General features: G+C 63.1%; 21 protein-coding genes, 1 tRNA gene and 1 pseudogene. 8 read left to right on the forward strand and 15 right to left on the reverse strand.

The features are described from left to right. The first annotated feature begins 134 nt into the window (after window positions 1-134). From FJW04_RS27155 to FJW04_RS27165, 3 genes are read left to right on the forward strand one after another with little or no spacing between them, the layout of a single operon-like run. On the forward strand, window positions 135-1,058 hold the full coding sequence (locus tag FJW04_RS27155; RefSeq protein ID WP_015318681.1) for an ABC transporter permease subunit: 924 nt from the start codon (window positions 135-137) through the stop codon (window positions 1,056-1,058). Continuing rightward, a complete protein-coding gene (locus tag FJW04_RS27160; RefSeq protein WP_140717821.1) occupies window positions 1,051-2,172 on the forward strand; it encodes an ABC transporter permease subunit in 1,122 nt (373 codons plus the stop codon). The genes FJW04_RS27155 and FJW04_RS27160 overlap by 8 nt, the downstream gene beginning before the upstream one ends. A gap of 17 nt (window positions 2,173-2,189) precedes the next feature. After that, window positions 2,190-3,809 carry an ABC transporter ATP-binding protein gene (locus tag FJW04_RS27165; protein ID WP_140717823.1) on the forward strand — a complete coding sequence of 540 codons (1,620 nt, stop codon included), beginning with the start codon at window positions 2,190-2,192 and terminating at the stop codon, window positions 3,807-3,809. Between the two features lie 39 nt (window positions 3,810-3,848). Here FJW04_RS27165 and FJW04_RS27170 read toward each other — a convergent pair whose 3' ends face one another. From FJW04_RS27170 to FJW04_RS27190, 5 genes are all read right to left on the reverse strand, one after another. Further along, window positions 3,849-4,184 (reverse strand): hypothetical protein, encoded by a 336-nt coding sequence (locus FJW04_RS27170; protein WP_041163884.1) that lies wholly within the window; start codon window positions 4,182-4,184, stop codon window positions 3,849-3,851. 145 nt (window positions 4,185-4,329) lie between these two features. Further along, on the reverse strand, window positions 4,330-4,767 hold the full coding sequence (locus FJW04_RS27175) for a hypothetical protein (protein WP_140717825.1): 438 nt from the start codon (window positions 4,765-4,767) through the stop codon (window positions 4,330-4,332). A 2-nt stretch (window positions 4,768-4,769) separates the two neighbouring features. Beyond that, window positions 4,770-4,997, reverse strand: a complete 228-nt coding sequence (locus FJW04_RS27180) for a hypothetical protein (protein WP_318011560.1) — start codon at window positions 4,995-4,997, stop codon at window positions 4,770-4,772. A 585-nt stretch (window positions 4,998-5,582) separates the two neighbouring features. Beyond that, window positions 5,583-5,867 carry a hypothetical protein gene (locus tag FJW04_RS27185; RefSeq protein WP_140618613.1) on the reverse strand — a complete coding sequence of 95 codons (285 nt, stop codon included), beginning with the start codon at window positions 5,865-5,867 and terminating at the stop codon, window positions 5,583-5,585. A 641-nt stretch (window positions 5,868-6,508) separates the two neighbouring features. Next, a tRNA-Pro gene (locus FJW04_RS27190) sits at window positions 6,509-6,585 on the reverse strand. Between the two features lie 199 nt (window positions 6,586-6,784). Here FJW04_RS27190 and FJW04_RS27195 point away from each other — a divergent pair. Both FJW04_RS27195 and FJW04_RS27200 read left to right on the forward strand, forming a co-directional pair. Beyond that, entirely contained in the window at window positions 6,785-8,305 is a 1,521-nt protein-coding gene (locus FJW04_RS27195) for a phosphomannomutase/phosphoglucomutase (protein ID WP_140717827.1), read from the forward strand. Between the two features lie 10 nt (window positions 8,306-8,315). Continuing rightward, window positions 8,316-10,549, forward strand: a pseudogene (locus tag FJW04_RS27200) (mannose-1-phosphate guanylyltransferase/mannose-6-phosphate isomerase). A 6-nt stretch (window positions 10,550-10,555) separates the two neighbouring features. Here the strand turns inward: FJW04_RS27200 and betB are convergent. From betB to betI, 5 genes are all read right to left on the reverse strand, one after another. Continuing rightward, a complete protein-coding gene (gene betB, locus FJW04_RS27205) occupies window positions 10,556-12,019 on the reverse strand; it encodes a betaine-aldehyde dehydrogenase (protein ID WP_140663187.1) in 1,464 nt (487 codons plus the stop codon). A gap of 81 nt (window positions 12,020-12,100) precedes the next feature. Then, on the reverse strand, window positions 12,101-13,753 hold the full coding sequence (gene betA / locus FJW04_RS27210) for a choline dehydrogenase (RefSeq protein WP_015318670.1): 1,653 nt from the start codon (window positions 13,751-13,753) through the stop codon (window positions 12,101-12,103). Beyond that, window positions 13,746-14,750 (reverse strand): threonine/serine dehydratase, encoded by a 1,005-nt coding sequence (locus tag FJW04_RS27215; RefSeq protein ID WP_041163494.1) that lies wholly within the window; start codon window positions 14,748-14,750, stop codon window positions 13,746-13,748. Before FJW04_RS27215 ends, betA begins: the two co-directional genes overlap by 8 nt. After that, complete coding sequence (gene betC, locus FJW04_RS27220) at window positions 14,747-16,276, reverse strand: choline-sulfatase (RefSeq protein ID WP_140717829.1); 1,530 nt, start codon at window positions 16,274-16,276, stop codon at window positions 14,747-14,749. Before betC ends, FJW04_RS27215 begins: the two co-directional genes overlap by 4 nt. Further along, complete coding sequence (betI, locus tag FJW04_RS27225; protein ID WP_015318667.1) at window positions 16,273-16,863, reverse strand: transcriptional regulator BetI; 591 nt, start codon at window positions 16,861-16,863, stop codon at window positions 16,273-16,275. Before betI ends, betC begins: the two co-directional genes overlap by 4 nt. A gap of 194 nt (window positions 16,864-17,057) precedes the next feature. On the opposite strand from betI, the gene FJW04_RS27230 reads away from it, so the two are divergent. Both FJW04_RS27230 and FJW04_RS27235 read left to right on the forward strand, forming a co-directional pair. Further along, window positions 17,058-18,224 (forward strand): acetyl-CoA acetyltransferase, encoded by a 1,167-nt coding sequence (locus FJW04_RS27230; RefSeq protein WP_015318666.1) that lies wholly within the window; start codon window positions 17,058-17,060, stop codon window positions 18,222-18,224. Window positions 18,225-18,251: 27 nt separating this feature from the next. Next, window positions 18,252-19,256: an asparaginase gene (locus FJW04_RS27235; protein WP_140717831.1), complete on the forward strand. Its 1,005-nt coding sequence runs from the start codon at window positions 18,252-18,254 to the stop codon at window positions 19,254-19,256. 9 nt (window positions 19,257-19,265) lie between these two features. On the opposite strand, the gene FJW04_RS27240 is transcribed toward FJW04_RS27235, so the two are convergent. After that, window positions 19,266-20,642: a TIGR03808 family TAT-translocated repetitive protein gene (locus FJW04_RS27240; RefSeq protein WP_140717833.1), complete on the reverse strand. Its 1,377-nt coding sequence runs from the start codon at window positions 20,640-20,642 to the stop codon at window positions 19,266-19,268. Window positions 20,643-20,759: 117 nt separating this feature from the next. On the opposite strand from FJW04_RS27240, the gene greA reads away from it, so the two are divergent. Beyond that, window positions 20,760-21,233: a transcription elongation factor GreA gene (gene greA / locus FJW04_RS27245; RefSeq protein WP_140717835.1), complete on the forward strand. Its 474-nt coding sequence runs from the start codon at window positions 20,760-20,762 to the stop codon at window positions 21,231-21,233. Here greA and FJW04_RS27250 read toward each other — a convergent pair. The 4 genes from FJW04_RS27250 to FJW04_RS27265 form a co-directional block, all read right to left on the reverse strand. Further along, window positions 21,230-21,616, reverse strand: coding sequence for a type II toxin-antitoxin system death-on-curing family toxin (locus FJW04_RS27250; protein ID WP_140717837.1), 387 nt, complete (start codon window positions 21,614-21,616; stop codon window positions 21,230-21,232). The two genes, greA and FJW04_RS27250, sit on opposite strands and share 4 nt — an antisense overlap. Next, window positions 21,613-21,843, reverse strand: coding sequence for an AbrB/MazE/SpoVT family DNA-binding domain-containing protein (locus tag FJW04_RS27255; RefSeq protein ID WP_140717839.1), 231 nt, complete (start codon window positions 21,841-21,843; stop codon window positions 21,613-21,615). Before FJW04_RS27255 ends, FJW04_RS27250 begins: the two co-directional genes overlap by 4 nt. A 74-nt stretch (window positions 21,844-21,917) precedes the next feature. Beyond that, entirely contained in the window at window positions 21,918-24,038 is a 2,121-nt protein-coding gene (gene scpA, locus FJW04_RS27260; RefSeq protein ID WP_140717841.1) for a methylmalonyl-CoA mutase, read from the reverse strand. Beyond that, window positions 24,035-25,477, reverse strand: a complete 1,443-nt coding sequence (locus tag FJW04_RS27265; RefSeq protein WP_140717843.1) for a methylmalonyl-CoA mutase subunit beta — start codon at window positions 25,475-25,477, stop codon at window positions 24,035-24,037. The genes scpA and FJW04_RS27265 overlap by 4 nt, the downstream gene beginning before the upstream one ends. Between the last annotated feature and the right edge of the window lie 252 nt (window positions 25,478-25,729).

The following is a 25,729-nucleotide window of genomic DNA, read 5'->3' on the forward strand; positions in this document are numbered from 1 at the left end:
CGGCGGTGCTGGTTTGCCATCGCATCGGCCCGGGAAGCGGAAATCGATTTTCGGAAGAATCCGGTGTGAAGATTTGAAGGCTGGAGCGCAATCGTCCGAGTGGAAGGGCGTGCTCTGGATCAAGTGGGGCACCGATGCTGCGATACGTATTCCGGCGGCTTTTGACCGCCATCCCGACGCTGTTCGTCATCGTGACGATGGCGTTCTTCCTGATGCGCGTCGCGCCAGGCGGTCCATTCAACCAGGAGCGGGGGCTGAGCCCCGAGATCAAGGCCAACTTGGAAGCGCAGTTCGGCCTCAACGATCCGCTATGGCTGCAATATGTCCATTATCTCGGCAATCTGCTGCGCGGCAATTTCGGCCCGAGCTACAACATGCCGGATTTCACCGTCACCGAACTGTTTGCCAAGGGCCTGCCCATTTCCGTGCAGCTCGGAGCCTCGGCGCTGATCCTGGCGCTGCTGCTCGGCAGCGTGCTCGGCACCATCGCCGCGCTCAACCAGAACAAGCTTGGCGACTATACGGTGATTGCCCTGGCGACCGCCGGCAGCACCATCCCGACCTTCGTCATCGCGCCGGTGATCCAGCTTGTCTTCGGGCTGACCTGGAGGCTGCTGCCGATCGGCGGCTGGGGTGACGGCGCCTTCATCAACAAGGTCGGCCCGGTGCTGACACTTGCCTTGCCGCAAATCGCCATCGTTGCCCGCCTGATGCGCGGCTCGATGATCGAATCGCTGCGATCCCATCATATCCGAACGGCGCGCGCGCTCGGCCTTTCCGACTGGTCGGTGGTGGTCAAGCACGCGTTGCGCGGCGCCATCCTGCCGATCGTCTCCTTCACCGGCCCGGCGGCGGCGGCACTGCTGACCGGCTCGGTCATCGTCGAGACGATCTTCTCCATTCCCGGCGTCGGCCGCTATTTCGTCGATGCCGCGCTCAACCGCGATTATACGCTGGTGATGGGAACGGTGGTGGTGATCGCCATTTTTACCATCGTCTTCAACCTGATCGTCGACGTCATGTACGCGGTCGTCGACCCGAGGGTGCGCTATGACTGACATCGCAGCCACGGCCCCCGCAATCGTTGGTCGCTCGCTTTGGGGCGATGCCTGGGCGCGCCTCAAGGCCAATCGCGCCGCCATGTTCAGCCTCTACTACCTCGTTCTGATTGGGATCATCAGCGTCTTTGGCCCGTGGTTCGTGCCGCATCAATACACGACCATCTACGCCGACTACGTGCGCATGCCGCCAAGCCTCTCGGCCTATCCGAAACCCGATATGATCGAGACCGCGCTCACTGAAGCGATCAAGCGCATGCGGGTCGACATCAAGGAGTGGCATCAGGAGGGGAGCCAGGTCTTCGTCACGGTCAAGTCGACCAAGCCGATCGACGACCGCAACATCCGCTACCTCGACCGGTCCGATGCCTTCGACGACACCAAGATCGAAAACAAGTCGCCCGACGGCCTCGAAGTGACGATGAGCGCATCGGTCAAGCAGCAGTATTTCCTGTTCGGCACCGACAATACCGGCCGCGATCTTCTCTCCCGCACGCTGATGGCCGGGCGCATATCGCTGGCCATCGGTCTGCTGGCCGGTGTCGTGGCGGTGGTGATCGGCGTGATCTACGGCGCCGCCGCCGGCTTTTCCGGCGGCAAGGTCGATGAAGTGATGATGCGCATCGTCGACGTGCTCTATTCCTTGCCGTTCATCTTCTTCGTCATCATGCTGGTGGTGTTCTTCGGCCGCAACTTCGTGCTGATGTTCCTGGCGGTCGGTGCCGTGCTGTGGCTCGACATGGCGCGCATCGTGCGCGGCCAGGCGCTGTCGATTCGCCGGCAGGAATATGTCCAGGCGGCGGAAGCCATGGGCATTGGCCAGCGTGGCATCCTGATCCGCCATGTCATCCCGAACCTGCTTGGCCCAGTGGTGATCTACATGACACTGCTGGTGCCGCAGGTCATCATCCTGGAGAGCTTCCTGTCGTTCCTCGGGCTTGGCATCCAGGAGCCGATGACCAGCTGGGGCGTGCTGATCTCGGTCGGCGCCAAGAACATCGGCACCGCCAACTGGCTGCTCCTGTTTCCCGCCTTCTTTCTGGTCTCGACGCTGTTCGCCTTGAATTTCGTCGGCGACGGCCTGCGCGACGCGCTCGACCCACGGGATCGATAAAGATGGGGACCGCTGAAATGGCTGCTTCCGAAACGATCCTCAGCGTCAAGGACCTTCGCGTCCGCTTCCGCACCCTCGACGGTGCGGTCGAAGCGGTCAAGGGCATCAACATCCACGTCAACGCGGGTGAAACGGTTGCCGTGGTCGGCGAGTCCGGCTCCGGCAAAAGCCAAACGATGATGGCGGCGATGAGCCTGCTGGCCTCCAATGGCGAAGCGTCAGGCCATGTCGACTATCGCGGCCGCAACCTGCTGACCCTGAGCAAGTCCGAGCTGAACAAGGTCCGCGGCCGCAAGATCAGCATGATCTTCCAGGAACCGATGACTTCGCTCGATCCGCTCTATTCGATCGGCAACCAGCTGATCGAGCCGATCCGCCGCCATAGGGGCCTGAGTGCCGCCGCTGCGCATGAAGAGGCGCTCAAGTTGCTGCGGCTCGTGCATATTCCCGATCCGGAACGGCGGATGAAATCCTATCCGCACGAAATGTCCGGCGGCCAACGCCAGCGCGTGATGATCGCGATGGCGCTCGCCAATGACCCCGACATCCTGATCGCCGACGAGCCGACGACGGCGCTTGACGTCACCATCCAGGCGCAGATTCTGATGCTTTTGGCCGAACTGCAGCGCAAGCTCGGCATGGCGATCGTCTTCATCACCCATGACCTCGGTATCGTCCGGCGCTTTGCCGACCGTGTCTATGTCATGCGCCAGGGCGAGGTGGTCGAGGAAGGCGAGGCGGAAGCCATTTTTGCCAATCCGCGGCACGCCTACACCAAAATGCTGCTGGCGGCCGAGCCGACGGGAACCAAGGCGCCGCCGCCAGGCGATGCGCCGGTGGTGCTCGAAGGTAGGAATGTCGAAGTCACATTCAGGATCGGCGGTGGGTTTCTGGCCGGCGAACCGCTGATGCTGCGGGCCGTCGATCACATCTCGATCCGGCTGCAGCGCAACCAGACCATCGGCATTGTCGGCGAATCCGGCTCGGGCAAGTCGACGCTCGGCCGCGCCTTGCTGCGGTTGCTGCCGAGCGATGGGCTCATTCGGTTCGGCGATCGCGATATCTCCACTGCCGACCGGCAGCAGATGCGGCCGCTGCGGCGCCAGATGCAACTTGTCTTCCAGGATCCGTTCGGCTCGCTGTCGCCGCGCATGACCGTCGGTCAGGTCGTCACCGAAGGGCTGCTGGTGCATGAGCCCAACCTTTCAGGAAAGCAGCGCGACCAGCGCGCGGTCGAGGCCCTGCGCGAGGTCGGCCTCGACCCCAATGCCCGCAACCGCTACCCGCACGAATTTTCCGGCGGACAACGGCAGCGCATCGCCATTGCCCGCGCCATGATTCTGAAACCGAAGATGGTCGTGCTGGACGAGCCGACATCGGCGCTTGACCGCTCGGTGCAGAAACAGATCGTCGAACTGCTGCGCAAGCTGCAGGCCGACCACGAACTGTCCTACCTCTTCATCAGCCACGATCTGTCGGTCGTGCGCGCAATGGCCGACTACATCATCGTCATGAAGCAAGGCAAGATCGTCGAAGAGGGGCCGACGGAAGAGATCTTCAGCAATCCACGGGCGCCTTATACGCAGACGCTGATGAACGCCGCGATCGACGTCACACGGTTTCGACTGAGCGCGTAAGGCGCCGGCAGGGGCAATTGTCGTGGCGTCGTCTGTCGCTCAGCTCGCGCACTTGCGTGCGCGCACAGCGACAATGGCATCCTGCTGTCGCTTCAGCCGGTCGATCCTGGCCGTTTCGCGGTTGGCGACCGCGGTCTTGACGCGCGATCCGCCCAGCAGCCAGCGCGGCACGCTGGTGTTGACGACCTTGCCGCGGGTGATCGCCGTCTGCGAGATGTCGCGCGCGCTGCTTCCCAGCGCACTGTTGAGGTCGCTACAGCTCATGCTCTCGTATTTGGCCGGATTGGCCGTCCTGCCGATCGATGAGCATCCGGCAGCCATGAAGGCCGCAGCCAGAAGAGCGGGTGCCGACCTTGTCCTTGAAATCAAACTCATGCGCGCGTCCGGCCCGGCCGTTTTTGCCGCCTCCCTGATCTTCATCGATCAACCTAGCGCTGATAGCCAATTCGTCAAAGTTTCACCGGCCGGCCAGTGCTCGCGTTCTGCACTGGCTATCGGCCAATTATCGCTGTCGGAATTTTTACGCTGCTTGGGCGGCCAATTCGGTCATGGAGTCACAACCGCCGAGCATCATCTGGGCAATGTCGGTCGCATTGTCGTCGACATGCGCCGTTACCAGCACAATCCCCCCGCCAATACTTGGCCGCTCGGGTCTTCTGGCGGCCGCGACAATGGCTTCGAGCAATCCGCCAAGGCCGCCGCAGAACACGCTGGCCAAGGCTATTGCCGATAGGCCGGTCGGGAAAAGGTTGATGTCGTAAACAGCAACGGCGCCGAGGCACGCCAACAGCCCGGCGGCAGCGCCCAGCATGACACCCGGAGACCTCAGGACATCGATTTCGTCACGATAGGGCCCGATAATGGCGACCTGTACGCGCGGAACCCCGGCCGCCAACAGGTCGCCGGCAATCCGCGCCGCTTCGGCATGGGATTCGAAAAGCTTACTGATTGTTGGCATGGTTACTCGGACATCGCGTCCGTCAGCGTGTCGGTAACGAAGGATGCGGCGATCAGATCGTCGCCGTCGATGCGGCCTCGCCCGCCTTCAATCACGGCCGCTACCTTTTGGAAGGTCTTCATTTCACCCTCGGTGATCTGAGCGTGTTGCATTCTGGTTTTGAGGCTATCTATGCGCATCCCCAACACATGGGATGTTACAGTCTCATGGTTCGACATGGTGGTGCTCATCCGTTCCCGCTTCGCTTGGTTTTCCCGCGCCCGATCTCGAACTTGGGCCGAGCGGAAACGTTCCCAGGGCAGGGCTTCGGTCGGGCGGAGGTCGGACCTAAGTCTGGGCCTGGAACGCATTGGTCTTGCCAAGCGGGCCGGCCGGAACAGTCGCTCTTCGTCACCGTTGTCTGCTGCAATACCGGAGGAATTTGATGGAGAAGAGTGTTGGTCAGGCGCGCTGGTTGCTCGCACCGATTTTCGCGGTTGCCATCACCTTCATGGTGGCTGGAATAGTCCTCAGCTAATCTCTTGGCACATTAGCGCAGCCCAGTTCTTTCCCAGGCCGATAGGCTTCGTGAGCGAGCATGGATCTGGCGAACCCTGAAGTCTTGGCCAGGCCAGCTCAAATGACCTGGTCATCGAGCAGAATTCCCGCGACGCTTCCGAGCGGTATGGGAGATTCGAAGTTGAAACGATCGCTTCGCATGGCTGCATTTCAGCCGCGGGCGAGAACTCGAAGCTATTCGCATGAAACGCGCGCGAGCGTGCTGGGCAAAGTCACCTGGTGGCCGGGCTCGCGAGAGCCGGGCCACCAGTTGGGCATCAGTAACCGCCGTTTTCCATTACCACCGGATGATGGTGACGGTGGTGGGTGGAAACGGAGCCGGTGACGACGACTGCATTCCGATCGTGATGCCGCCGGCCATGGTCATAGAACGCCACCGTCCCGTGGTGTCGGTGATGCAGGCGCTGGCCTTCCTCATTGATGATCCTGACGTTGTGGTGGTGCCGATGGTGGGTCCTGATGACGACGTCGGCCTCGGCTGCCGAAGCCAAAGCGGGCAATCCCATTGAAAGCGCCAAAGCGCACATGATCATTGTTTTCATTGCAAGTTCTCCAACTGCTTTGATTAGCCCTTCGTTGGTTACAACTGCTGCTGATCCCTTTGGTTCCGGTTCCCCGGGGGACAGCCGCACGCAAGCGAAGGGCTGGCTATCGCGTCGCCACGATTGGCAAAGAGGAGGCTTGCTTCCGGCCATCTGCCCAGGCGGCGGCAAACGTCACCCGCGTTCTGTCACTGCCAGGGAGGAACGCTCTGCCGCAATTGTTAAGACAGTTCGCCCACCTGTCGCCAGATCCCCGTCAGGCGACGGAACATTAGGCCGGCCTAACAGTTCTTCCCGCAGCGGACATCACGGTTTGGTGTTCGCTGAAGATCAGCAGGCAAAGGCTGATCGGCCCGCGTCCTCCGCCAGAGGCGCGGGCTTCACCAGGCAACAGGAGTGAGATTATGAACAACATCATTTGGCTTGTGGGAGCGGTGGTCGTCGTCATAGCGGTATTGAGCTTTTTCGGCCTGCGTTAAACGCCTGCATATGAGGGCAGGGACTTCGTGGCCCATGCCCCCAAAGAGGAACGAATCTCGTGTCCGTTCCCTAGGAACAGGCATCATCTTGGACAAGGCTCTATCTCTGGTGAATCTCGGGTGGGGCGCCAAAGTCGGGATGCGCTAACACATTGTTTTTTCTGGTCGGAGTGGCAGGATTTGAACCTGCGACCCCCTCGTCCCGAACGAGGTGCGCTACCAGGCTGCGCTACACTCCGTGACCAGATCGCGGGCTTATAGCCGCCACACATCGTTCCTGCAAGCGGCAATGGCAGCCCTTCTGTCGCATTTCGTCCGCTTTCTGCGGGCGTTGCCGGAAGGCCCGAATTTCCATCCGGGATAAACGTGGCTTAAAGCCTGGTGTGCTAAGCCGCTGCCTTGATGGATCGTATTTCTGCCGCTAGGAGCCCTGCCGTCTTGCCCCTAAAAATCGTCGGCGAAGCGTGGCCAAACAGCTTCGACTTCGAAACCGCGGCTCTGATCAAGCCATCCGGTTTTCGTGAATATGATGCGCGCTGGTGGTTCGGCCATCCCGGTTCGGCAGTGCCGCCTGAACTCAATCTGATCGGGGTCCAGGCGCTTGGCATGGGGCTCGGCACGCTGATCCGGCGGCTCGGCGCTGGGCCTGACATCGTCACCGGGCATGATTTCAGATCCTATTCGCTCGGCATCAAGCTGGCGTTGGTTTCCGGGCTGATGGCGGCCGGCGCACGGGTGAAGGATATCGGTCTGGCGCTGTCGCCGATGGCCTATTTCGCGCAATTCGCGCTGGAGACGCAGTCGGTGGCCATGGTCACCGCATCGCACAACGAGAATGGCTGGACCGGCGTCAAGATGGGAGCGGCGCGGGCGCTGACCTTCGGCCCCGAGGAGATGAGCGCGCTGAAGGCGATCGTTCTGGCCGCCGATTTCGACCTTACCGGCGGCGGCTCCTATGATTTCGTCGACAATTTTCGCGCCACCTATCTCGACGATGTAACAAGGGACAAGCGCATCAGACGAAAGCTGAAAGTGGTCGCCGCCTGCGGCAACGGCACTGCTGGCGCCTTTGCCCCGGAAGCCCTGCAGCGCATCGGCTGCGAAGTGATCCCGCTCGATGTCGAGCTTGATCATACGTTTCCAAACTACAACCCCAATCCGGAGGACATGCAGATGCTGCATGCAATCAGGGACAAGGTGCTGGAGACAGGGGCCGATGTCGGTCTGGGCTTCGATGGCGACGGCGACCGCTGCGGTGTCGTCGACAATGAAGGCAACGAGATCTTTGCCGATAAGGTCGGCGTCATGCTTGCGCGGGATATTTCGCGGCTCCATCCGGGTTCGACCTTCGTTGTCGACGTCAAGTCGACCGGACTGTTCAACACCGACACGGTGCTGCGCGCCAATGGCGCCGTTACCGACTATTGGAAGACCGGCCATTCCTACATCAAGCGCCGGGTTGCCGAACTCGGCGCGGTCGCCGGCTTCGAAAAATCAGGCCACTTCTTCTTCAATCCCCCAATCGGGCGCGGCTATGACGACGGACTGGTCACGGCAATCGCCATCTGTCAGATGCTGGACCGTAACCCCGCCAGTTCGATGGCCGATCTCTACGGGGCACTGCCACTGACCTTCGGCACGCCCACAATGTCCCCGCACTGCGCGGACGATGTGAAATATGGCGTGGTCGAGCGAGTGGTCTCCGATTTTCAGGCGATGAAGCGTGACGGCTCCAGTTTTGCCGGCCAGAAGATCGTGGATCTCATCACCGTCAATGGCGTGCGCGTCGTTGCCGAGGACGGTACCTGGGGTCTGGTGCGCGCTTCGTCGAACAAGCCGGAACTGGTCGTGGTCGTCGAAAGTCCGGTCTCGTCCGAGCGTCGCCGGCAGATGTTCGATGCCGTAGATGCCGTGCTGCGCCGCAGTCCGGAAGTCGGCGCTTACAACCAGACTTTTTGACAGGGCATCCATGGGCCAGCGCATCGTCAGTTTTGTCATGAGCGGCGGCGTCGGCTCTCGGCTGTGGCCGCTGTCACGCGAGGACAATCCCAAGCAGTTCCACGATCTGTCGGGCGACGGTTCCATGCTCGCCAAGACCTTGCGCCGCCTGACGGCGAGACCGGCTGGCGAGACGCCGATCTTCCTGATCGCATCGGAGCGTCACGCCGATCGTGTCCATGCCGACTTGGCCGGTCTCGATCTTGCCGGCGGCGGCCCGCTGTTCGAGCCGGCGGGACGCAACACGGCCGCCGCCGTCGCACTGGCGACCCTGCGCACGCTGTCGGAATTCGGCGACAGCCTGGTTCTGGTGGTGCCCTCGGACCATGAAATAGCGACGGCAGGGCAATTCTGGCAAAGTATCGAGGCGGGATCGCAGGCGGCGCGCGCCGGCCGTCTGGTGGTGTTCGGCATCAAACCGACCCAGCCGGAAACCGGTTACGGCTATATCGAGGTATCGGCCGAGAAGGGCGGGGTGTTCGACGTTTCGCGCTTTGTCGAGAAGCCCGACCTTGCGACGGCCAACGACTATCTCAAGGCGGGAAATTTCTACTGGAACACCGGCATCTTCCTGTTTCGGGCCGGTGCCATGCGCGACGCCTTCAAGACATTCCAGCCCGACATCTGGCACGCCACCGAAGCGGCCTACGAGGCGGCCACGACGGACCTGTCCGGCCTCTATATGCCGCTGGAACTTTACGCGGCGATCCGGTCGAACTCGATCGACTATGCCATCATGGAGCGGGCAAAAGACATAGCCATGGTGCCGGCCGGCTTCCGCTGGAACGATCTCGGCTCCTGGCAATCGCTCCTCGATGTCGGTCCCGCCGACGACCGGGGCAACGTCGTTGTCGGCGATGTCGTCGCCATAGATTGCGAGAATTCCTATATCCGCAGCGACGGCCGCCTGCTGTCGGCCATCGGCATGAAGGACGTTGCCATTGTCTCGACGGCGGATGCCACTTTCGTTGCCCCGGTGAGCCACAGCCAGCACGTCAGAAGATCGTCGAACAACTCGAAAAGTCGGGACGGCTGGAAACCAGGTTCACGCCGGCGCATGACCGCGTCATCGAAAGTGGCGCCTGGCGGCGGCGCGTTCATCACTGGCTGTTCCAGGAGACCTTGCCGTTGTGGTCGACATCAGGCGTCGACGAGCGCCACGGTGGCTTCCACGAGGCGCTGGGTTTCGACGCCAAGCCGCTCGTCAAGCCCAAGCGCATGCGCACCCAGGCCAGGCAGGTCTATGCCTTCGCGGTTGCCAAGGAGCGCGGTTGGACCGGGCCGGCCGACCGGCTGATCGCGCATGGCATCGACTTCATGGCGGGGCAGGGCCGCACCGAACGGGGCGGTTGGGTGCGCACGCTGAATGTCGATGGCTCCGTCGCCGATCCCGTCGAGGACGCCTACGATCATTCCTGCATCCTGCTGGCGCTGGCGCATGCGCATATGTCGGGCAATGCCGATGCCTTGCGGCTCGGGCAAGAGACCTTCACCTTCCTCGATGCGCATCTGGAGGACAGCCGCATGACCGGCTTCCTCGACACCTCGGACGGGGCGGGCGAGCGACGCTCCAACCCCCACATGCATCTGCTCGAAGCTTTCCTGGCTTGGCACCAGGCAACCGGTGAGCGTGCGCATCTGCGTCGCGCGGCGCGCATCATCGACCTCTTCCGCAGCCATTTCTTCGACGCCGAGAGCTGGACGCTCGGCGAGTATTTCGATGCAGAATGGAAACCGGTACCGGGAGAGAAGGGGACCTGGACCGAACCTGGCCATCACTTCGAATGGGCATCGCTGCTGGTCGATTTCGCCGGCCGCAGCGGCCAGGCCGAGCTGAGCGTCTTCGCCCGAAAACTCTACGCATCGGCAATCGCCAACGGCCTCAACCGGGCCACTGGCCTTGCCTATGGCGCAGTCTCGCGGCAAGGACTGCCGCTCGACCTGATCTCGCGCAGCTGGCCGCAGGCCGAGGCACTCAAGGCGGCGATCGCCCTGGATGGCTCGGGCGGCCCCGATCTGAAGCCGGAGATCGAGGCGAGGGTCGGCCGGCTGTTCCGCTGGCATATCGACCCGGCGCCGCTGGGTCTTTGGATCGATCGCATCGACGAGCGCGGCCGCTCGCTGGCATCTGACGTGCCGGCGAGCATCTTCTACCATCTGGTCTGTGCGCTGACGCAGTATCTGGATGGAACGGCGGAGAAGTAGGCGGGATCAGTACGGACTGGCGACGTCCCCGGTCTCGACATAGATCGACTTCAGCTGCGAATAGAGCGCCAGCGCCGCCAGCGAGTTCTCCCGCCCGATGCCCGATTGCTTGACGCCGCCGAAGGGAATTTCCACCGGTGTCAGATTGTAGGCATTGATCCAGCAGGTTCCGGCCTGCAACTCGGCGATGACGCGGTGGGCGCGCGGCAGGTCGCGCGTGAAGACGCCGGCGGCAAGACCGAACTCGGTGTCGTTGGCGCGGTCGATCACCTCGTCCTCGCTGTCGAATTTCAGCACGCTCATGACCGGGCCGAAAATCTCCTCGCGGGCGATCCGCATCGTGTCGGTAACGGCGGTGAACACGGTCGGCTCGACGAAGAAGCCGCCCTGGAAGCCCTGCAGCGACGGCACATTGCCGCCACAGGCCAGCGTCGCCCCATCGTGCTTGCCGGCCTCGATATAGCCGACGACTTTGTCTTGCTGTGCCTTGGAGACCAGCGGCCCCATCTGCGTTTCCGGGTCGAGCGGATCGCCGATGCGGATTTTCTTGGTCCGTTCGATCAGCCGCTCGACAAAGCGGTCGTGAATGCCACTCTGGACGAAAACGCGCGTGCCGTTGGAACAGATCTGGCCGGTCGAATAGAAGTTGCCGAGCATGGCGCCGCCAATCGCATTTTCGAGATCGGCATCGTCGAAGACGATCAGCGGCGACTTGCCGCCGAGTTCCATCGTCGCGTGCTTCATCCTGGAGCCCGCTAGCGACAGCACCTTGCGCCCGGTCGGCACCGAGCCGGTCACCGAGACCTTGGCCACGACATCATGGCCGACAAGGCCGGCGCCGACGTCGCCATAGCCTTGCACGACGTTGAACAGCCCGTCGGGCAGGCCGGCTTCCGAGTAGATCTCGGCCAGCGCCAGCGCCGAAAGCGGCGTGTTTTCCGATGGCTTGAACACCATGGCATTGCCCATGGCGAGTGCGGGTGCGGATTTCCAGCCGGCGATCTGGATCGGATAGTTCCATGCGCCGATGCCGACACAGACGCCGAGCGCCTCGCGGCGCGTATAGGCGAACGGCCCGCCGAGGTCGACCGCTTCGCCGTTGAAGACAGCGACCGCGCCGGCGAAATATTCAAGGCAGTCCGCAGCGGAAGGTGCATCCGCCACCAGTGTCTCCTGGATCGCCTTCCCGGTGTCGAGCGTCTCGATGCGGGCAAGATCGGCGTTGCGGGCGCGCAAAATGTCGGCGGCTCGGCGCAGGATGCGGCCGCGCTCGACCGGCTTAAGCCGCGCCCAGGCCGGCTGTGCGGCGCGGGCGGCCTCGACCGCCAGTTCCAGCACGTTCGGCGTCGCCGATCGCAGCATGGCGATGGTCTCGCCCGTGGCCGGATAGATCACCGGCAGCGGCGCGCCGCCTTCGTCCTCGATATAGCGTCCGTTGACATAGTGCGAAGCCGTGGGCTGGGCGCGCATGGGAGGTCTCCAATCGTTGTGCCCAAGACGGTTATTGGGCGGGCGCCTGTCGGGCAGCTCACTCTATCGGCGGATCATGGCCTATCTGTCGGAAGCCTGCCAGCGCGGATTGATCCATGGTTCCTGGTTGGACGGCGCGAGCGGCGTGCGGCCAAGGATGTGATCGGACGCTTTTTCGCCGGTCATGATCGATGGCGCGTTGAGGTTGCCGTTGGTCACGCGCGGGAAGATCGAGGAGTCGGCGACCCGCAATCCGTCGACGCCGATGACCCGGCATTCCGGATCGACCACGCTCGATTGATCATCGACGCGGCCCATTCGGCAGGTGCCGCAGGGGTGGTAGGCGCTTTCGGCATGGTCGCGGATGAACACGTCGAGATCGTCGTCCGACTGGACATGGCTGCCCGGCGAGAGTTCCTGTCCGCGATAGGCATCGAAGGCCGACTGGCCGAAGATCTCGCGGGTCAGGCGGATGCAGTGGCGGAACTCCGCCCAGTCGTCCGGATGCGACATGTAGTTGAAGCGGATGACCGGCTTCGCTTTCGGATCCGGCGAGCGCAGCGTCACCGAGCCGCGCGACTTCGAGCGCATCGGTCCGACATGCGCCTGGAAGCCGTGCGACTTCGCCGCCGCCTTGCCGTCGTAACGCACCGCCGCCGGGATGAAGTGGTACTGGATGTCGGGATAGTCGACGCCTGCCTGCGAGCGCACGAAGGCGGCCGCCTCGAAATGATTGGTGGCGCCAAGGCCCGATTTGAAGAACAGCCACTGCGCCCCGATCATCGCCTTGGAGAACGGGTTCAGCACTGAATTCAGCGTGATCGGTTTGGTCGATTCCTGCTGGATGTAGAGCTCCAGATGGTCCTGCAGGTTGCCGCCGACGCCAGGCCGGTCGGCCACGACGGCAATGCCGTTTTCGTGCAAATGCCCGGCCGGGCCGATACCGGACAGCATCAGGATCTTCGGCGAGTTGATCGACGACGCCGCGACGATTACTTCACGTCGCGCCTTAACGACCTGAATCTGTTTGTGAGCTTCGATCTCGACGCCGATGGCGCGTTGATTCTCGATGATCACCCGGCGCGCAAAGCCTTTGACCAGTCTGACGTTTTTGCGCCGGAGCGCCGGCTTCAGATAGGCTGATGCCGCCGACCAGCGGCGGCCGCCCAGAATGGTCTGCTCCATCGGGCCGAAGCCTTCCTGCTTGGCGCCATTGTAGTCGTCGGTCAGTTCAAACCCTGCCTGGCGGCCCGCTTCGACGAAGGCGCCATAGAGCGGATTGCGCCGGGAGCCGCGCTGCACATGCAGCGGGCCGCCGTGCCCGCGCCAGCCATCCTCGCCGCCATCTGAATCCTCCATGCGTTTGAAGTAGGGCAGCACGTCGGCGAAGCCCCAGCCGGCCGCGCCCTGTTCGGCCCAATGGTCGAAGTCGCGGGCGTGGCCGCGCACATAGACCATGCCGTTGATCGAGGACGAGCCGCCGATCACCTTGCCGCGCGGCGTCGCCAGCACGCGGCCACCCAGATGCGGTTCCGGTTCACTGGCGAATCCCCAGTCGTAGAGGCTCATGTTGAGCGGTATCGACAGCGCCGAAGGCATCTGGATCAGCGGCCCGATATCAGTGCCGCCGAATTCGATGACGATGACCGAATGCTTGCCGTCTTCCGACAAGCGATAGGCCATGGCCGAGCCGGCGGAGCCGGAGCCGATGATAACGAAATCCGCTTCAAGCATGGTTCATATGCGCCATAAAATCGGCGAGCGAAACGTTGCCGCCGGTAGCCACCACCAGGACGGTTTTTCCCGCCACATCCACCTTGCCACCGAGCAATGCCGCCAGCGACGCCGCACCTGACGGTTCGAGCACCAGCTTCATCCGCTCGAAAGCGATCCGCATCGCGCGCCGCACCGACTGATCGTCGACCGTGATGCCGCGCACGCCAGCGGTCTTGACCGCGGCGAACGGCGCGTCGCCGGGCCGGCGCGACATCAGTCCGTCGCAGATCGATTTCGGACCGATCGGCATGGTCTCGATGCTGCCATGCGCCAGTGAAGAGCCCATGCCGTCGAACCCTTCGGGCTCTACGCCGATGATCTCGGTCGCCGGCGACAGATAGTGGAAGGCGAGCGAAACGCCGCCGATCAGCCCACCGCCGCCGACCGAGCAGAACAAGAGATCGGCGCTGGCATCCTTACCCGACAGCTGGTCGAGCGCTTCGAGGCCGGCACCCGCCTGACCGGCGACGATCTCGGGATCGTCGAATGGATGCAGGAGCGCTAGCCCTTCTGTTTCAGCGATTTCGCGCGCCTTGGCCGCCGCGACCTCTTCACGCGCGCGATCGTCATGGTCGGTCAGCACGACGCGCGCGCCATAACCCGCGGTAGCATCGCGCTTGGCGGCCGGCGCGTCGATCGGCATGACGATGGTCACGGGAATGCCGAGCGCCTGGCCGGCCGCGGCCAGCCCTTGCGCGAAATTGCCCGAGGAATAGGCGACGACGCCCTTCTTCGCCTCGTCGGGCGAAAGCCGCTTCAGCCGCCAATAAGCGCCGCGAACCTTGAAGGATCCGGCCCATTGCAGCGATTCCGGCTTGATGAAGACCCGGGCCGCGCCGGTTTCTCTGGCGAGCGCCGCCGATTCCAGCAGCGGCGTGACCTGTGTCGCCCGTGACGTTACCGCGTAGGCCTGCCTGAGATGGTCGAGAGTGGGAACGAGAAGGTCTGCCATCATTCGCCTCGCGGATACCTTTTGCTCTCTTCGAGATTGTCGAGGTTCATGTGATTGCGCATGTACCGCTCTGACGCTTTCTGCAACGGCTGGAAATCCCAAGGGTAATAGGCGCCGTTGCGCAGCGCCGGATAGACGACCCAGCGGCGTGCCTGGTTTTCGCGCACGGCGGCATCGAAGCCGGCCATGTCCCAACGCGCCCGGACCTTTTCCAGGAATGCCGCCACAAGACCCGCATTGGCGGGGTCGGCGGCCAGATTGTCCCGCTCGAGCGGATCGGCTTCGAGATCGAACAATTGCGGCGGATCGAGTTCGCAATGGACGAATTTGTACCTGCCTTCGCGGATTGCCACCAAGGGCGCATAGGAGCCCTCCGCCGCGTACTCGATCAGCACCGGTGTCGTGCGCTGCCCGCCCTTGGTGAGCGGCAGCAGCGACTGGCCGTCGGTCCACGGCGCGATCGCCCCGATGTCGATGCCGGCAAGGTCGCAAAGCGTTGGTGCTACGTCGAGATTGGAGACCGGCGCCTCGATCAGCCCGGCACGAATGCCCTTGCCGGCAATCATCAACGGCACTCGCGCCGAGCCTTCGAAGAAGCTCATCTTGAACCACAGGCCTCGCTCGCCGAGCATGTCGCCGTGATCCGAGCAGAACAGGAGGATCGTGTCGTCGAGCATGCGCGTCCGCGTGAGAACGTCGAGGAGCTCGCCGACCTTGTCGTCGACATAGGAGATGTTGGCGAAATAGCCGCGCCGCGAACGACGCACCTCTTCAGGCGTGATCTCGAAAGAGGGATAGTCGCTGGCATGGTACAGCCGCCGAGAATGCGGATCCTGCTCGTCTTCAGCGATGTACCCGGTTTCCGGATCCAGCACCTGGCAATGCTCATAGAGATCCCAATACTGCTTGCGCGCGACATAGGGATCGTGCGGATGCGACAGCGAGACGGTGAGGCACCAGGGCCGATGGCTCGCATCGTCCTGTTCGCGCGAAAGCTGATAGAGCTTCTGAGACGCGAGGAACACGACCTCGTCGTCATACTCCATCTGGTTGGTTGTTTCCGCAACGCCGGCGCCGGTCACCGAACCCAGATTATGATACCACCACTCGATGCGCTCACCGGGTTTGCGGTAGTCCGGCGTCCAGCCGAAATCCGCCGGATAGATGTCGGTGGTCAGCCGTTCCTCGAAACCGTGCAGCTGATCAGGTCCGACGAAATGCATCTTGCCCGACAGGCAGGTGTAGTAGCCGGCCGCACGCAAATGATGGGCGAAGGTCGGGATCGACGAGGCGAACTCGGCGGCATTGTCATAGACCCCGGTGCGCGACGGCAACTGGCCGCTCATGAACGAGGCACGGCCCGGCGCGCAGAGTGGCGAGGCGGTGTAGTTGTTGGCAAAGCGCGCCGAACGCGCCGCCAGTGCCTTCAGATGCGGTGTGTGCAGAAATTCCGCCGGCCCATCCGGGAACAAGGTCCCGTTGAGCTGGTCGACCATGACGATCAGGAAATTGGGTCGCTTCGCTGTCACTGCTTGTGCCGTCCGCCAAGTTTGGTTTCGAGATAATCCTCGACCAGCGCGATCGCGGTCGCGGCGTCAGGCACGCCATCCTTCAGCGCGCGCCTGATGTAGAGCCCGTCGATCATCGCCGCCGTCGCTTCCGCGGCGCGGTCGGCCTCGGTCCTCGGCAGGATGCCGGTCAATCCACTCATCAGGTTGGAATGCAGCCGCCGAGCATAGATTCTAAGCAGCCGGCGCAGCGAAGACGATTGCTGCGCCTCGACATAGAACGCGAGCCATGCGGCAATGGTTTCGGCCTGGAACTGGACATCGGAGAAGTTGACGGCGACCACGGCCGAGACGCGCTCGCGCGCGGTGCCGGCGCACTGCAAGGCGCGGCGCATATCGATGGTCAGTTCGGCCAGGATGTGCCGCATCGTCGCGAACAGCAGCTCGTCCTTGGCGCCGAAATAGTGGTGGGCGAGCGCTGAAGAGACACCGGCGCGTCCGGCGATCTCGGACATGGTCACGTCAAGCGAGCCACGCTCGCCGATCGCCGAGATCGTCGCGTCGATGAGCGCCCTGCGGCGCAATGGCTCCATTCCGACTTTTGGCATGCCGTTTCCGATTTTTGCGGGAGATTATTTTTTATTGACGCGTCAATCAATAAAAAATCGACCTCGACGCGACCTGTACCAAGCGATTGTTGCGTTGCGGCCCTTCACGGCCCGGGCGAGAATGTTTATATTTGAACAATAAAAGCGAAGTGCGTCACGAGCCATGGGCGCTGGCGCCAAGGATGGAGACCGCCATGACCGCATGCATCGTTGGCTGGGCGCATTCGCGCTTCGGCAAGCTTGAGGGCGAGACGCTCGAAAACCTGATCGTCAAGGTCGCGACGGACGCGCTCGACCATGCCGGTATTGGCCCGGACGAGGTCGACGAGATCGTGCTCGGCCATTTCAATGCCGGTTTTTCGGCGCAGGATTTCACGGCAAGCCTGGTTCTCCAGGCGGACGACCGGCTGCGCTTCAAGCCGGCGACACGCGTCGAGAACGCTTGCGCCACCGGTTCGGCGGCGGTCAGGCAAGGTATCCGCGCCATTGATGCAAACGCCGCCCGCATCGTGCTGGTGGTTGGCGCCGAGCAGATGACGACGACGCCCGGGCCCGAAATCGGCAAGAATTTGCTGAAAGCTTCCTATCTGCCCGAGGACGGCGACACGCCAGCCGGCTTCGCCGGCGTCTTCGGCAAGATCGCGCAGGCCTATTTCCAGCGCTATGGCGACCAGTCGGATGCGCTCGCCATGATCGCTGCCAAGAACCACAAGAATGGCGTCGACAATCCCTATGCGCAGATGCGCAAGGATTTCGGCTATGACTTCTGCCGGCAGGAGAGCGAGAAAAACCCGTTCGTCGCAGGACCCTTGAAGCGCACCGACTGCTCGCTGGTCTCCGACGGCGCCGCTGCCCTTGTCCTTGCCGACACGGCAACGGCGCTGAAGATGCGCCGCGCGGTCGCCTTCCGCGCCAACGAGCATGTGCAGGATTTCCTGCCGATGTCGAAGCGCGACATCCTGACCTTCGAAGGCTGCGAACAGGCCTGGACCCGCGCGCTGAAGAACGCCGGCGTAACGCTCGACGATCTCTCCTTCGTCGAAACGCATGACTGCTTCACTATCGCCGAATTGATCGAGTATGAAGCGATGGGACTGGCCAAGCCGGGTGAGGGCGCCAAACTGGCGCTGGATGGCACAACGGCAAAAGACGGCGGCCTGCCGGTCAATCCCTCCGGCGGACTGAAGGCCAAGGGCCATCCGATCGGCGCCACCGGCGTATCCATGCATGTCTTGACCGCCATGCAGCTTGTCGGCGAAGCCGGCGGCATCCAGGTGCCGGGCGCGAAACTCGGCGGCATCTTCAACATGGGCGGTGCGGCGGTCGCCAACTACGTTTCCATTCTCGACCGGATCAGGTAAACCGCCCCGGCATTCGCGGGAGGTAGCATGGCAAATCCGGTTCTGATCGAAGTTTTGCGCGGCGCCATTGTCGAGAGCGCCCATCGCGGCGCCGTCGCCGTCTTCGATGCCGACGGCAAGCCGGTGCTGGAGATCGGCGATACGTCGAAGCCGGTCTTTCCGCGTTCCGCCGTAAAGGCGATCCAGGCCCTGCCGCTTGTCGAAACGGGTGCCGCGGATGCCTATGGCTTCGGCAATCGCGAACTGGCGCTGGCCTGTGCCTCCCACTCCGGCGAGCCGGCGCATGTCGAAGTGGCGCGGTCCATGCTGGCCAGGGCCGGGCTGGACGGGTCGGCGCTCGAATGCGGGGTCCACTGGCCCTCGAACCATGACGCGGAGATTGCGCTCGCGCGTGCCGATGGTTTGCCGAATGCGCTGCACAACAATTGTTCCGGCAAGCACTCCGGTTTCCTCTGTACCTGCGTCCATTCGGGCATCGCGCATCGCGGCTATGTCAGGCCGGATCACGCCCTGCAGGAAATGGTGCACGACGCCATGCAGGCAGTCACCGGCGCTGTCCACGGCCCCGACGAACGCGCGGTCGACGGCTGCTCGATTCCGACCTATGCGGTGCCGCTCAGGAGTTTCGCGCTCGGCTTTGCTCGCATGGCCACGGCCCAAGGCTTTGGCCCGGAGCGGGCGAAGGCCGCGAAGCGGCTGCTTTCGGCCTGCATGGCGGAGCCGTTCTTCGTCGCCGGCACCGGCCGCGCGGACCTGTTGCTGATGGAAGCCGCTCCGGGGCGAATTTTCGCGAAAGGCGGGGCCGAGGGCGTCCATTGTGCCGCAATTCCGGAACTCGGCCTCGGCATCGCGGTCAAATGCGATGACGGTGCCGGGCGCGCCGGCGATGCAATCGCCGCCGCAGTCCTCGCAAGGCTGCTGCGGGCGGACGAGGCCTTGGCGGCGAAGCTGCTCGAACTGGCGAATGCGCCTATCGAAAGCCGGATTGGCGCCAAGGTCGGGGCGCTGAGGCCGACGCCGGCCCTGAATTGAAGGTGGCAATCAGCTGACGCGGTTGCGCTCGACGGTCAGGTGCGCATAGCCGCTGCTGCTGGTCTGGGTGAGGTCTGATGTCACCGGCTCGGCCCAGCGCTGGCCGACAACCGCTCCGTTCGACGTGCCATCAATGACGTTATCGGAGATGACGGCCGTGCCGGCACCTTCGACCACACTGACGACGATGCCGGTGCCTGCCTTGCGAATGATGTTGCCGGTGGCCACGACGTTGCGCAGATACGGCCCCCAGCCGATCGACATGCCGTAGAGCGGCGCGTTCTCGATGACGTTGTTGGAAGCGACGGTGTCGGCCTCGACGGCGATGCCGACACCGAATCCGGGTGGATCCGCGGTGTAGGGGCCTGATGTCGACAGATTGCGCAGGATGTTGCCGGAGCAGACACCCATGCGGCCGCCCTCGTTGAAGTTGACGATCGAGATGCCGTTGGCGGCGCCGTCGACGATGTTGTTGGAGATGACAGCACCCTCGAACGAGAACTCGGAATAGACCGCGGTCTCGCCCGAGCGTGAGCAGGTGTTGCCCGATATCTGCAAATTGCTGGAGCTGTTGGCCCGGATCGCCGAGAAGGCGCAGTCGGAGACCACATTGCCCGAGATGACGACATTGCCGGCGCGGAAGGCATTGATGCCGTTACCGTTCTGGCCTGTACCGCCGCTGCGCGCGCCAATGCGTTCGACGCGGTTGCCGGTGACCATGGTGCCGTCTTCCGCAGCTTGCCAGCGGTGCACCAGGATGCCGCCATTGGCGCAATCGGAGACGGTGTTGCCTGATATCGCCAGCCCTGCGGCCTCCACCGAATAGATGCCGGCGTCCGCCGCCCCCGATATGTCCGAACGCTCGATCCGGCCCGCGGCGTGTTCCAGCGCCAGCCCGTTCTTGCCGCTGCCCGTGATCTGGCAGTTGTCAACCACGAGATGCGCCACCCGGCGCAGATCGAGCAGTCCTTGCGCGTAGTCGCCCATAGAGCGATTCGCGCCGTCGAAAACCAGTCCGCTGAGTTCGATATGGTCGGCGTGTTCGGCCATAAACAAATGGCCGTCGCCGCCATAGACGATCCGCGTCGCGCCCGGCACGCCGGAAAGACGCACGCGACCAGGCAGCGAGAGATTGGAAACCACATAGGTGCCGGGCGGCAGGAAGACCGGCATGTCGCGGCCGTTCGCGTCGCGCAGCAGCTTGGCGAAGGCCTTGCTCTGGTCGTCAGAGGTACCGGGCTGGACGCGAAGTTCGGTGGCGTTGATCGAGCCGCGCATCGAGGCTTTCTCGATGCCGGTCAGGCTGGCGGCCGCCGCCTTGCCGAGCGCGAGGCCCATGACGGCAAAGCAGGTGGTCTGCGTCAGCAGGGTTCGTCTGTTCAACATCGGCACAGAATCCCAGTGTTCCGCCCCGACAGCGCAGGAATCATGCCAGACGTTCAACGCGCCTCTTCTTGGCGGCAATGACTTGTCGGGCAGCCACTCGGCGCCTAAGTTCAGGGGATGAGCAGAGCTTTTACCCGCGAAGAAGACAGCGAAAACGCGATCGCCGGTGTTCGCGAGCGGCCGATCAGCACGCACCGGAACCTGGTGACGGAGCGCGGCCTGGCGCAGATCGACGACAATCTGGCCGATCTGCGCGATATCATGGCGAAAGCGGAGCGGAAAGCCGACCGCGAGCGCATCGCGGTCGTGTCGCGCGATCTGCGCTACTGGACCGCGCGACGCGAGAGTGCCGAGGTTTCCGTGCCGGAGCCCGGCAGCGATGTCGTCCGCTTCGGCATGGGTGTCACGCTGCAAAGTGACGACGGCAGGAAGGTGCACTGGAAGATCGTCGGCGAGGATGAAGCCGATCCGGCCAAGGGCAGCATCTCGCACGTCTCGCCTATGGCGGTCGCGCTGTTCGGCAAGAAGGTTGGCGACGTGGCCAGCGTCAACGGCAAGGAGTGGGAGATCGTCAAGCTCTCGGAGAGTTAGTCTTCGAGCTTGACGACATGGTCGCGGAAGAATGCGGCCGCACCCGCTTCGTCTATCTCGCCGGCAGCGACCATCATCACCAGTTGGATGATCTCCTCCTGTTCGGCTTCGATGCTTAATGCGTTGAAATAGAGAAACAAGTCGGCCGCAGCGAAAGCCGTGCGCTTGTTCCCATCGACGAACGGATGGTTCTTTGCGATGCCGAAGAGATAGGCGGCAGCGAGTTCGCTCAGATCCGGCTCGCCATATGCTTCTTTCTGTTGCGGACGTGCGAGCGCCGATTCCAACAGGCCTTCATCGCGGATGCCCGACGCGCCGCCGTGAAGACGCAACTGCTCGGCATGCATCGACTCCACGAACTCTCGCGAATGATGTGCCGTCATTTTGCGAGCGCGCGGTAGGCAACCTCGTATTTCCTCATCCGCTCGCGCGCTACCTTCATCTTGCGCTCGAATTCTTCGGCAGAATCTTCCAATCGGCGCAAGCGAAGCTCTTGACCTTCCTGGACGACGACCACGTTGTCGCCTGTCTTGAGATTCAATCGATCGAGAAGCTCTTTCGGCAGAATCAGGCCGTCCGAATTACCGATCTTGCGAATTGTGGTGTTCATGATGAAACATCCTGTTGCAACGCTAATTATAACGCGGTGCGCCGGGTGTTGCAACAGATATTATAACAGATTCGTCACGAGGATAGCAGCCGATCCAGCAGCCGCTCCGCCGCTTCCGGAATGACCGTGCCCGGCGGGAAGATTTCCGCCGCGCCGGCTTGCAGCACCGCATCATAGTCCTGCGGCGGGATGACGCCACCGGCCACGATCAGCATGTCGCCGCGGCCGAGCTTCTTCAGCGTGTCGCGCAATTCTGGGATCAGCGTCAGGTGACCCGCTGCCAGCGATGAGGCGCCGATGATGTGGACGTCATTCTGGACAGCCAGTTTCGCGATCTCTTCCGGCGTTTGGAACATGGCGCCGACGGTAACGTCGAAGCCGAGATCGGCGAAGGCCGTGGCGATCACCTTTTGCCCGCGGTCGTGGCCGTCCTGTCCCATCTTGGCCACGAGGATGCGCGGCTTGCCGCCGTTTTTCTTTTCGAAGGCACCGAGCTTGTCCTGCAGGCGGTCGATCACCGGACTGTCGCCAAGCGCCTTGCGGTAGACACCGGAAATGGTCTGCACCGTGGCCACATGGCGGCCATAAGCTCTTTCCAGGGCGAACGAGATTTCGCCGACAGTGGCATTGGCGCGCGCGGCGCGGATGGCGAACTCCAGGAGGTTGTCCTCGCTCTGTGCGGCACGGGTCAGCGCATCGAGCGCGCTTTCGACGGCAGCGACGTCGCGCGTGCCCTTCAGCCGTTGCAGCTTCGAGAGTTGCCGGGCCCTGACCTCGGCATTGTCTATCTTCAGCACGTCGACCTCAATATCGGTCCCGGGGCGATGCGCATTGACGCCGACCAGCATCTGCTCGCCGGAATCGATGCGCGCCTGCGTGCGGGCGGCGGCTTCCTCGATGCGCAGCTTGGGTATGCCCTTTTCGATCGCCGCCGCCATGCCGCCGAGAGCCTCGACCTCCTCGATATGGGCGAGCGCACGCGCCGCCAGATCATGCGTCAGCCGTTCGAGATAGGCCGAACCGCCCCACGGATCGATGATGCGCGTGGTGCCGGATTCCTTCTGCAGGACGAGTTGCGTGTTGCGGGCGATGCGCGCCGAATGGTCGGTCGGCAGCGCCATTGCTTCGTCGAAGGAGTTGGTGTGCAGCGACTGGGTATGCCCCTGGCTCGCGGCCATCGCCTCGATCATGGTGCGGATGATGTTGTTGTAGGGATCCTGTGCCGTCAGCGACCAGCCGGAGGTCTGGCAATGGGTGCGCAGGGACAGCGACCGCTCGTCCTTTGGCGCGAAGTTCTTTTTCATCAGCGTCGCCCACAACAGGCGTGCGGCCCTGAGCTTGGCAACTTCCATGAAGAAATTCATGCCGATCGCCCAGAAGAACGACAGGCGCGGCGCGAAACGGTCGATGTCGAGCCCCGCCGCGACGCCGGCGCGGGCATATTCAATCCCGTCGGCGATCGTATAGGCGAGCTCCAGGTCGGCGGTCGCGCCGGCCTCCTGCATGTGATAGCCGGAGATCGATATCGAGTTGAACTTCGGCATGTTCTTCGAGGTGTAGGAGAAGATGTCCGAGACGATCCGCATCGAGGGCTTCGGCGGATAGATATAGGTGTTGCGGACCATGAACTCCTTCAGAATGTCGTTCTGAATGGTTCCGGCCAAATCCTTCTGCGCGACGCCTTGCTCTTCCGCCGCCACGATGTAGAGCGCCATGATCGGCAGCACCGCGCCGTTCATCGTCATCGACACGGTCATCTCGCCGAGCGGAATGCCGTCGAACAATTGCCGCATGTCGAGGATGGAATCGATAGCCACACCCGCCATGCCGACATCGCCGGCGACGCGCGGATGGTCCGAATCATAGCCGCGGTGCGTGGCGAGATCGAAGGCAACCGAAAGGCCTTTCTGGCCGGCGGCAAGGTTGCGCCGGTAGAAGGCGTTGGATTCTTCGGCGGTCGAAAAACCGGCATATTGCCGGATGGTCCAGGGTTGCTGGACATACATGGTCGGGTAGGGGCCGCGCACGAAGGGCGGCAGGCCCGGATAGGTGTCGAGATGCGACAATCCCTTGAGGTCGGCCTGACTGTACAGCTGCTTGACGACAAGGCCTTCCGGCGTTGTTCGCTGTCCCTTGACCTCGACAGGCGCGCGGCGCGGCGGCACCCAGCCGATCTGACTGAAATCCGGAATCAAGAAGCGGCCCCGATGGATTGATCGATGCGGACCGGAGACAACGCTTCGCACAGGACGACGCCCTCGGTGAAGGCAGGTCGCTTCTCTGCGTCCAGCGTCTCGACCGGGCGCTCGCTTTTCAACGGATAAAGCGTGGCGCCGACAATGGCCCGCTCGTCTGACTTGAAGGCTATGGCGCGATGGGCGGCGGCGTTGCGGACGCGCTGCTGGATATGTCCGTCCCGAAGGCTGGACAGCACGCCACCCTCAGCCTCGATGGCCTGTAATTCCGCCCACGCGGCTTCGCAAAGGTCTGAGGTCAGCGCTTCGACGGCGCCGGAGCCATGGGCGGGATCGGCGACATGATCGACATGGCTTTCATTGGCCATGATCAGCTGCGCGTTGCGCGCGACGCGGCGGGCAAAGGCGGCCGGCAGGCCGTGCGCGATCGTATGCGGCAGGATTGAGATCGAATCGGCGCCTCCCGCCGCCGCGGCGAAGCAGCCGATCGTCGTGCGCAGGATGTTGGTTTCGGGATCCAATGCCGTCATCATGCGAAATGATGTCTCGGCATGGATGTTGGCCGTGGAATTGGGGATCGAGCAGGCCTCCTGCACCCGTGCCCACAGCCTGCGCAGGGCTCGCACCTTGGCCATCGACAGGAACTGGTCCTGGTCGACGCTGAGCGCGAAACCGATATGAGGCGCGGCATAGACGAGCGGCTGCCGCGCCTTTTCGAACATTCGCAGATACGAGACCGCCGAGGCCAGCATGATGCCGAGTTCCTGCGCTTCCGTGGCGCCGGCATTGTGGAAGACGCGACCGTCTGCCTCCAGAAGCACACCCGGAACGCCCATCGAGAAGAAATGCGCCAGCGATTGCGGCATGGATTCCTGCAGCGCCTCGATCGACATGCGCAGCCGGCCGGTGCCGGCGAGGATAGCAGCCGGATCGATGCCGAAGGAAAGGTTGAGCTTTGCCGGATCGGAGCGGCGCTTGCTCAGGAACGCCACCAGCCAGTCGGCCATGGGGCGGCTCCAGGGGTGGGTGTCGATACGGATCTGGACCCGGTTGAGGGGCACGCCCTCCAGCACCGTCTCGAGCGCCTGCGCCGTCCTCGGCAGGCCGTAGCCAAACGCGTTCGGGGCGCCCTCGAAGACGAGCGACAACCCCGTCGCGCCCTGGGCGACATCTTCCAGGGCCTGCCTCTTGGCGCGTTCGACATCGGGGTCGTCGACGCGCTGGCTGACGATCCACGGCGATTGAGGATTGGCGCGCACGATCGGTTCCGTTCCGGTCGCGCGTTCATAGAGCGGCTCGACGCGGATGTTGTCGTCGGTATGCGAGACCAGCTTTTTCTCGAAGGAGGCGCCAGCCAACGCTTTTTCCGCCAGGGTCAGCCATCGCTGACGCTCCGCATTCGTTGGCTCAACATCCCTGGTCAAGGCTCCGGCGCCCATTCATCGTCCTCGTTCTATGTGGCCGCACCAGCCCGGGCAGCCTAATCTACGGTCCCCGGTCAGTTATCGCAATGCACGCCCAGGGCTTGAATTCGACCACCTGATATTCGATCCACCTGATATAGGTCGCTTGCGTGGACGGACCATGGACGATTGCCAAACACCGTCGAAATCCGCAAGTTCCAAAATCCGATTTTGGCGATTGGTCCGATTTGGACGATAGCCCTGATTGAACGATTGGTCCTGCCTTGG

It is taken from the genome of Mesorhizobium sp. B2-7-3 (genome assembly GCF_006440715.1).
Classification (GTDB): Bacteria; Pseudomonadota; Alphaproteobacteria; order Rhizobiales; family Rhizobiaceae; genus Mesorhizobium; species Mesorhizobium australicum.

Excerpts from the sequence above, each read along its gene's own strand:
- FJW04_RS27240 (WP_140717833.1), bottom strand. The coding sequence starts at position 20,642 with ATGTTGAACAGACGAACCCTGCTGACGCAGACCACCTGCTTTGCCGTC.
- FJW04_RS27160 (WP_140717821.1), top strand. The coding sequence starts at position 1,051 with ATGACTGACATCGCAGCCACGGCCCCCGCAATCGTTGGTCGCTCGCTT.
- FJW04_RS27250 (WP_140717837.1), bottom strand. The coding sequence starts at position 21,616 with ATGACGGCACATCATTCGCGAGAGTTCGTGGAGTCGATGCATGCCGAG.
- FJW04_RS27165 (WP_140717823.1), top strand. The coding sequence starts at position 2,190 with ATGGCTGCTTCCGAAACGATCCTCAGCGTCAAGGACCTTCGCGTCCGC.
- FJW04_RS27170 (WP_041163884.1), bottom strand. The coding sequence starts at position 4,184 with ATGAGTTTGATTTCAAGGACAAGGTCGGCACCCGCTCTTCTGGCTGCG.
- greA (WP_140717835.1), top strand. The coding sequence starts at position 20,760 with ATGAGCAGAGCTTTTACCCGCGAAGAAGACAGCGAAAACGCGATCGCC.
- betI (WP_015318667.1), bottom strand. The coding sequence starts at position 16,863 with ATGCCAAAAGTCGGAATGGAGCCATTGCGCCGCAGGGCGCTCATCGAC.
- FJW04_RS27175 (WP_140717825.1), bottom strand. The coding sequence starts at position 4,767 with ATGCCAACAATCAGTAAGCTTTTCGAATCCCATGCCGAAGCGGCGCGG.
- FJW04_RS27155 (WP_015318681.1), top strand. The coding sequence starts at position 135 with ATGCTGCGATACGTATTCCGGCGGCTTTTGACCGCCATCCCGACGCTG.
- FJW04_RS27235 (WP_140717831.1), top strand. The coding sequence starts at position 18,252 with ATGGCAAATCCGGTTCTGATCGAAGTTTTGCGCGGCGCCATTGTCGAG.
- betA (WP_015318670.1), bottom strand. The coding sequence starts at position 13,753 with ATGCTTGAAGCGGATTTCGTTATCATCGGCTCCGGCTCCGCCGGCTCG.
- betB (WP_140663187.1), bottom strand. The coding sequence starts at position 12,019 with ATGCGCGCCCAGCCCACGGCTTCGCACTATGTCAACGGACGCTATATC.
- FJW04_RS27180 (WP_318011560.1), bottom strand. The coding sequence starts at position 4,997 with ATGAGCACCACCATGTCGAACCATGAGACTGTAACATCCCATGTGTTG.
- FJW04_RS27215 (WP_041163494.1), bottom strand. The coding sequence starts at position 14,750 with ATGATGGCAGACCTTCTCGTTCCCACTCTCGACCATCTCAGGCAGGCC.
- FJW04_RS27255 (WP_140717839.1), bottom strand. The coding sequence starts at position 21,843 with ATGAACACCACAATTCGCAAGATCGGTAATTCGGACGGCCTGATTCTG.
- FJW04_RS27185 (WP_140618613.1), bottom strand. The coding sequence starts at position 5,867 with ATGAAAACAATGATCATGTGCGCTTTGGCGCTTTCAATGGGATTGCCC.
- FJW04_RS27265 (WP_140717843.1), bottom strand. The coding sequence starts at position 25,477 with ATGGGCGCCGGAGCCTTGACCAGGGATGTTGAGCCAACGAATGCGGAG.
- FJW04_RS27230 (WP_015318666.1), top strand. The coding sequence starts at position 17,058 with ATGACCGCATGCATCGTTGGCTGGGCGCATTCGCGCTTCGGCAAGCTT.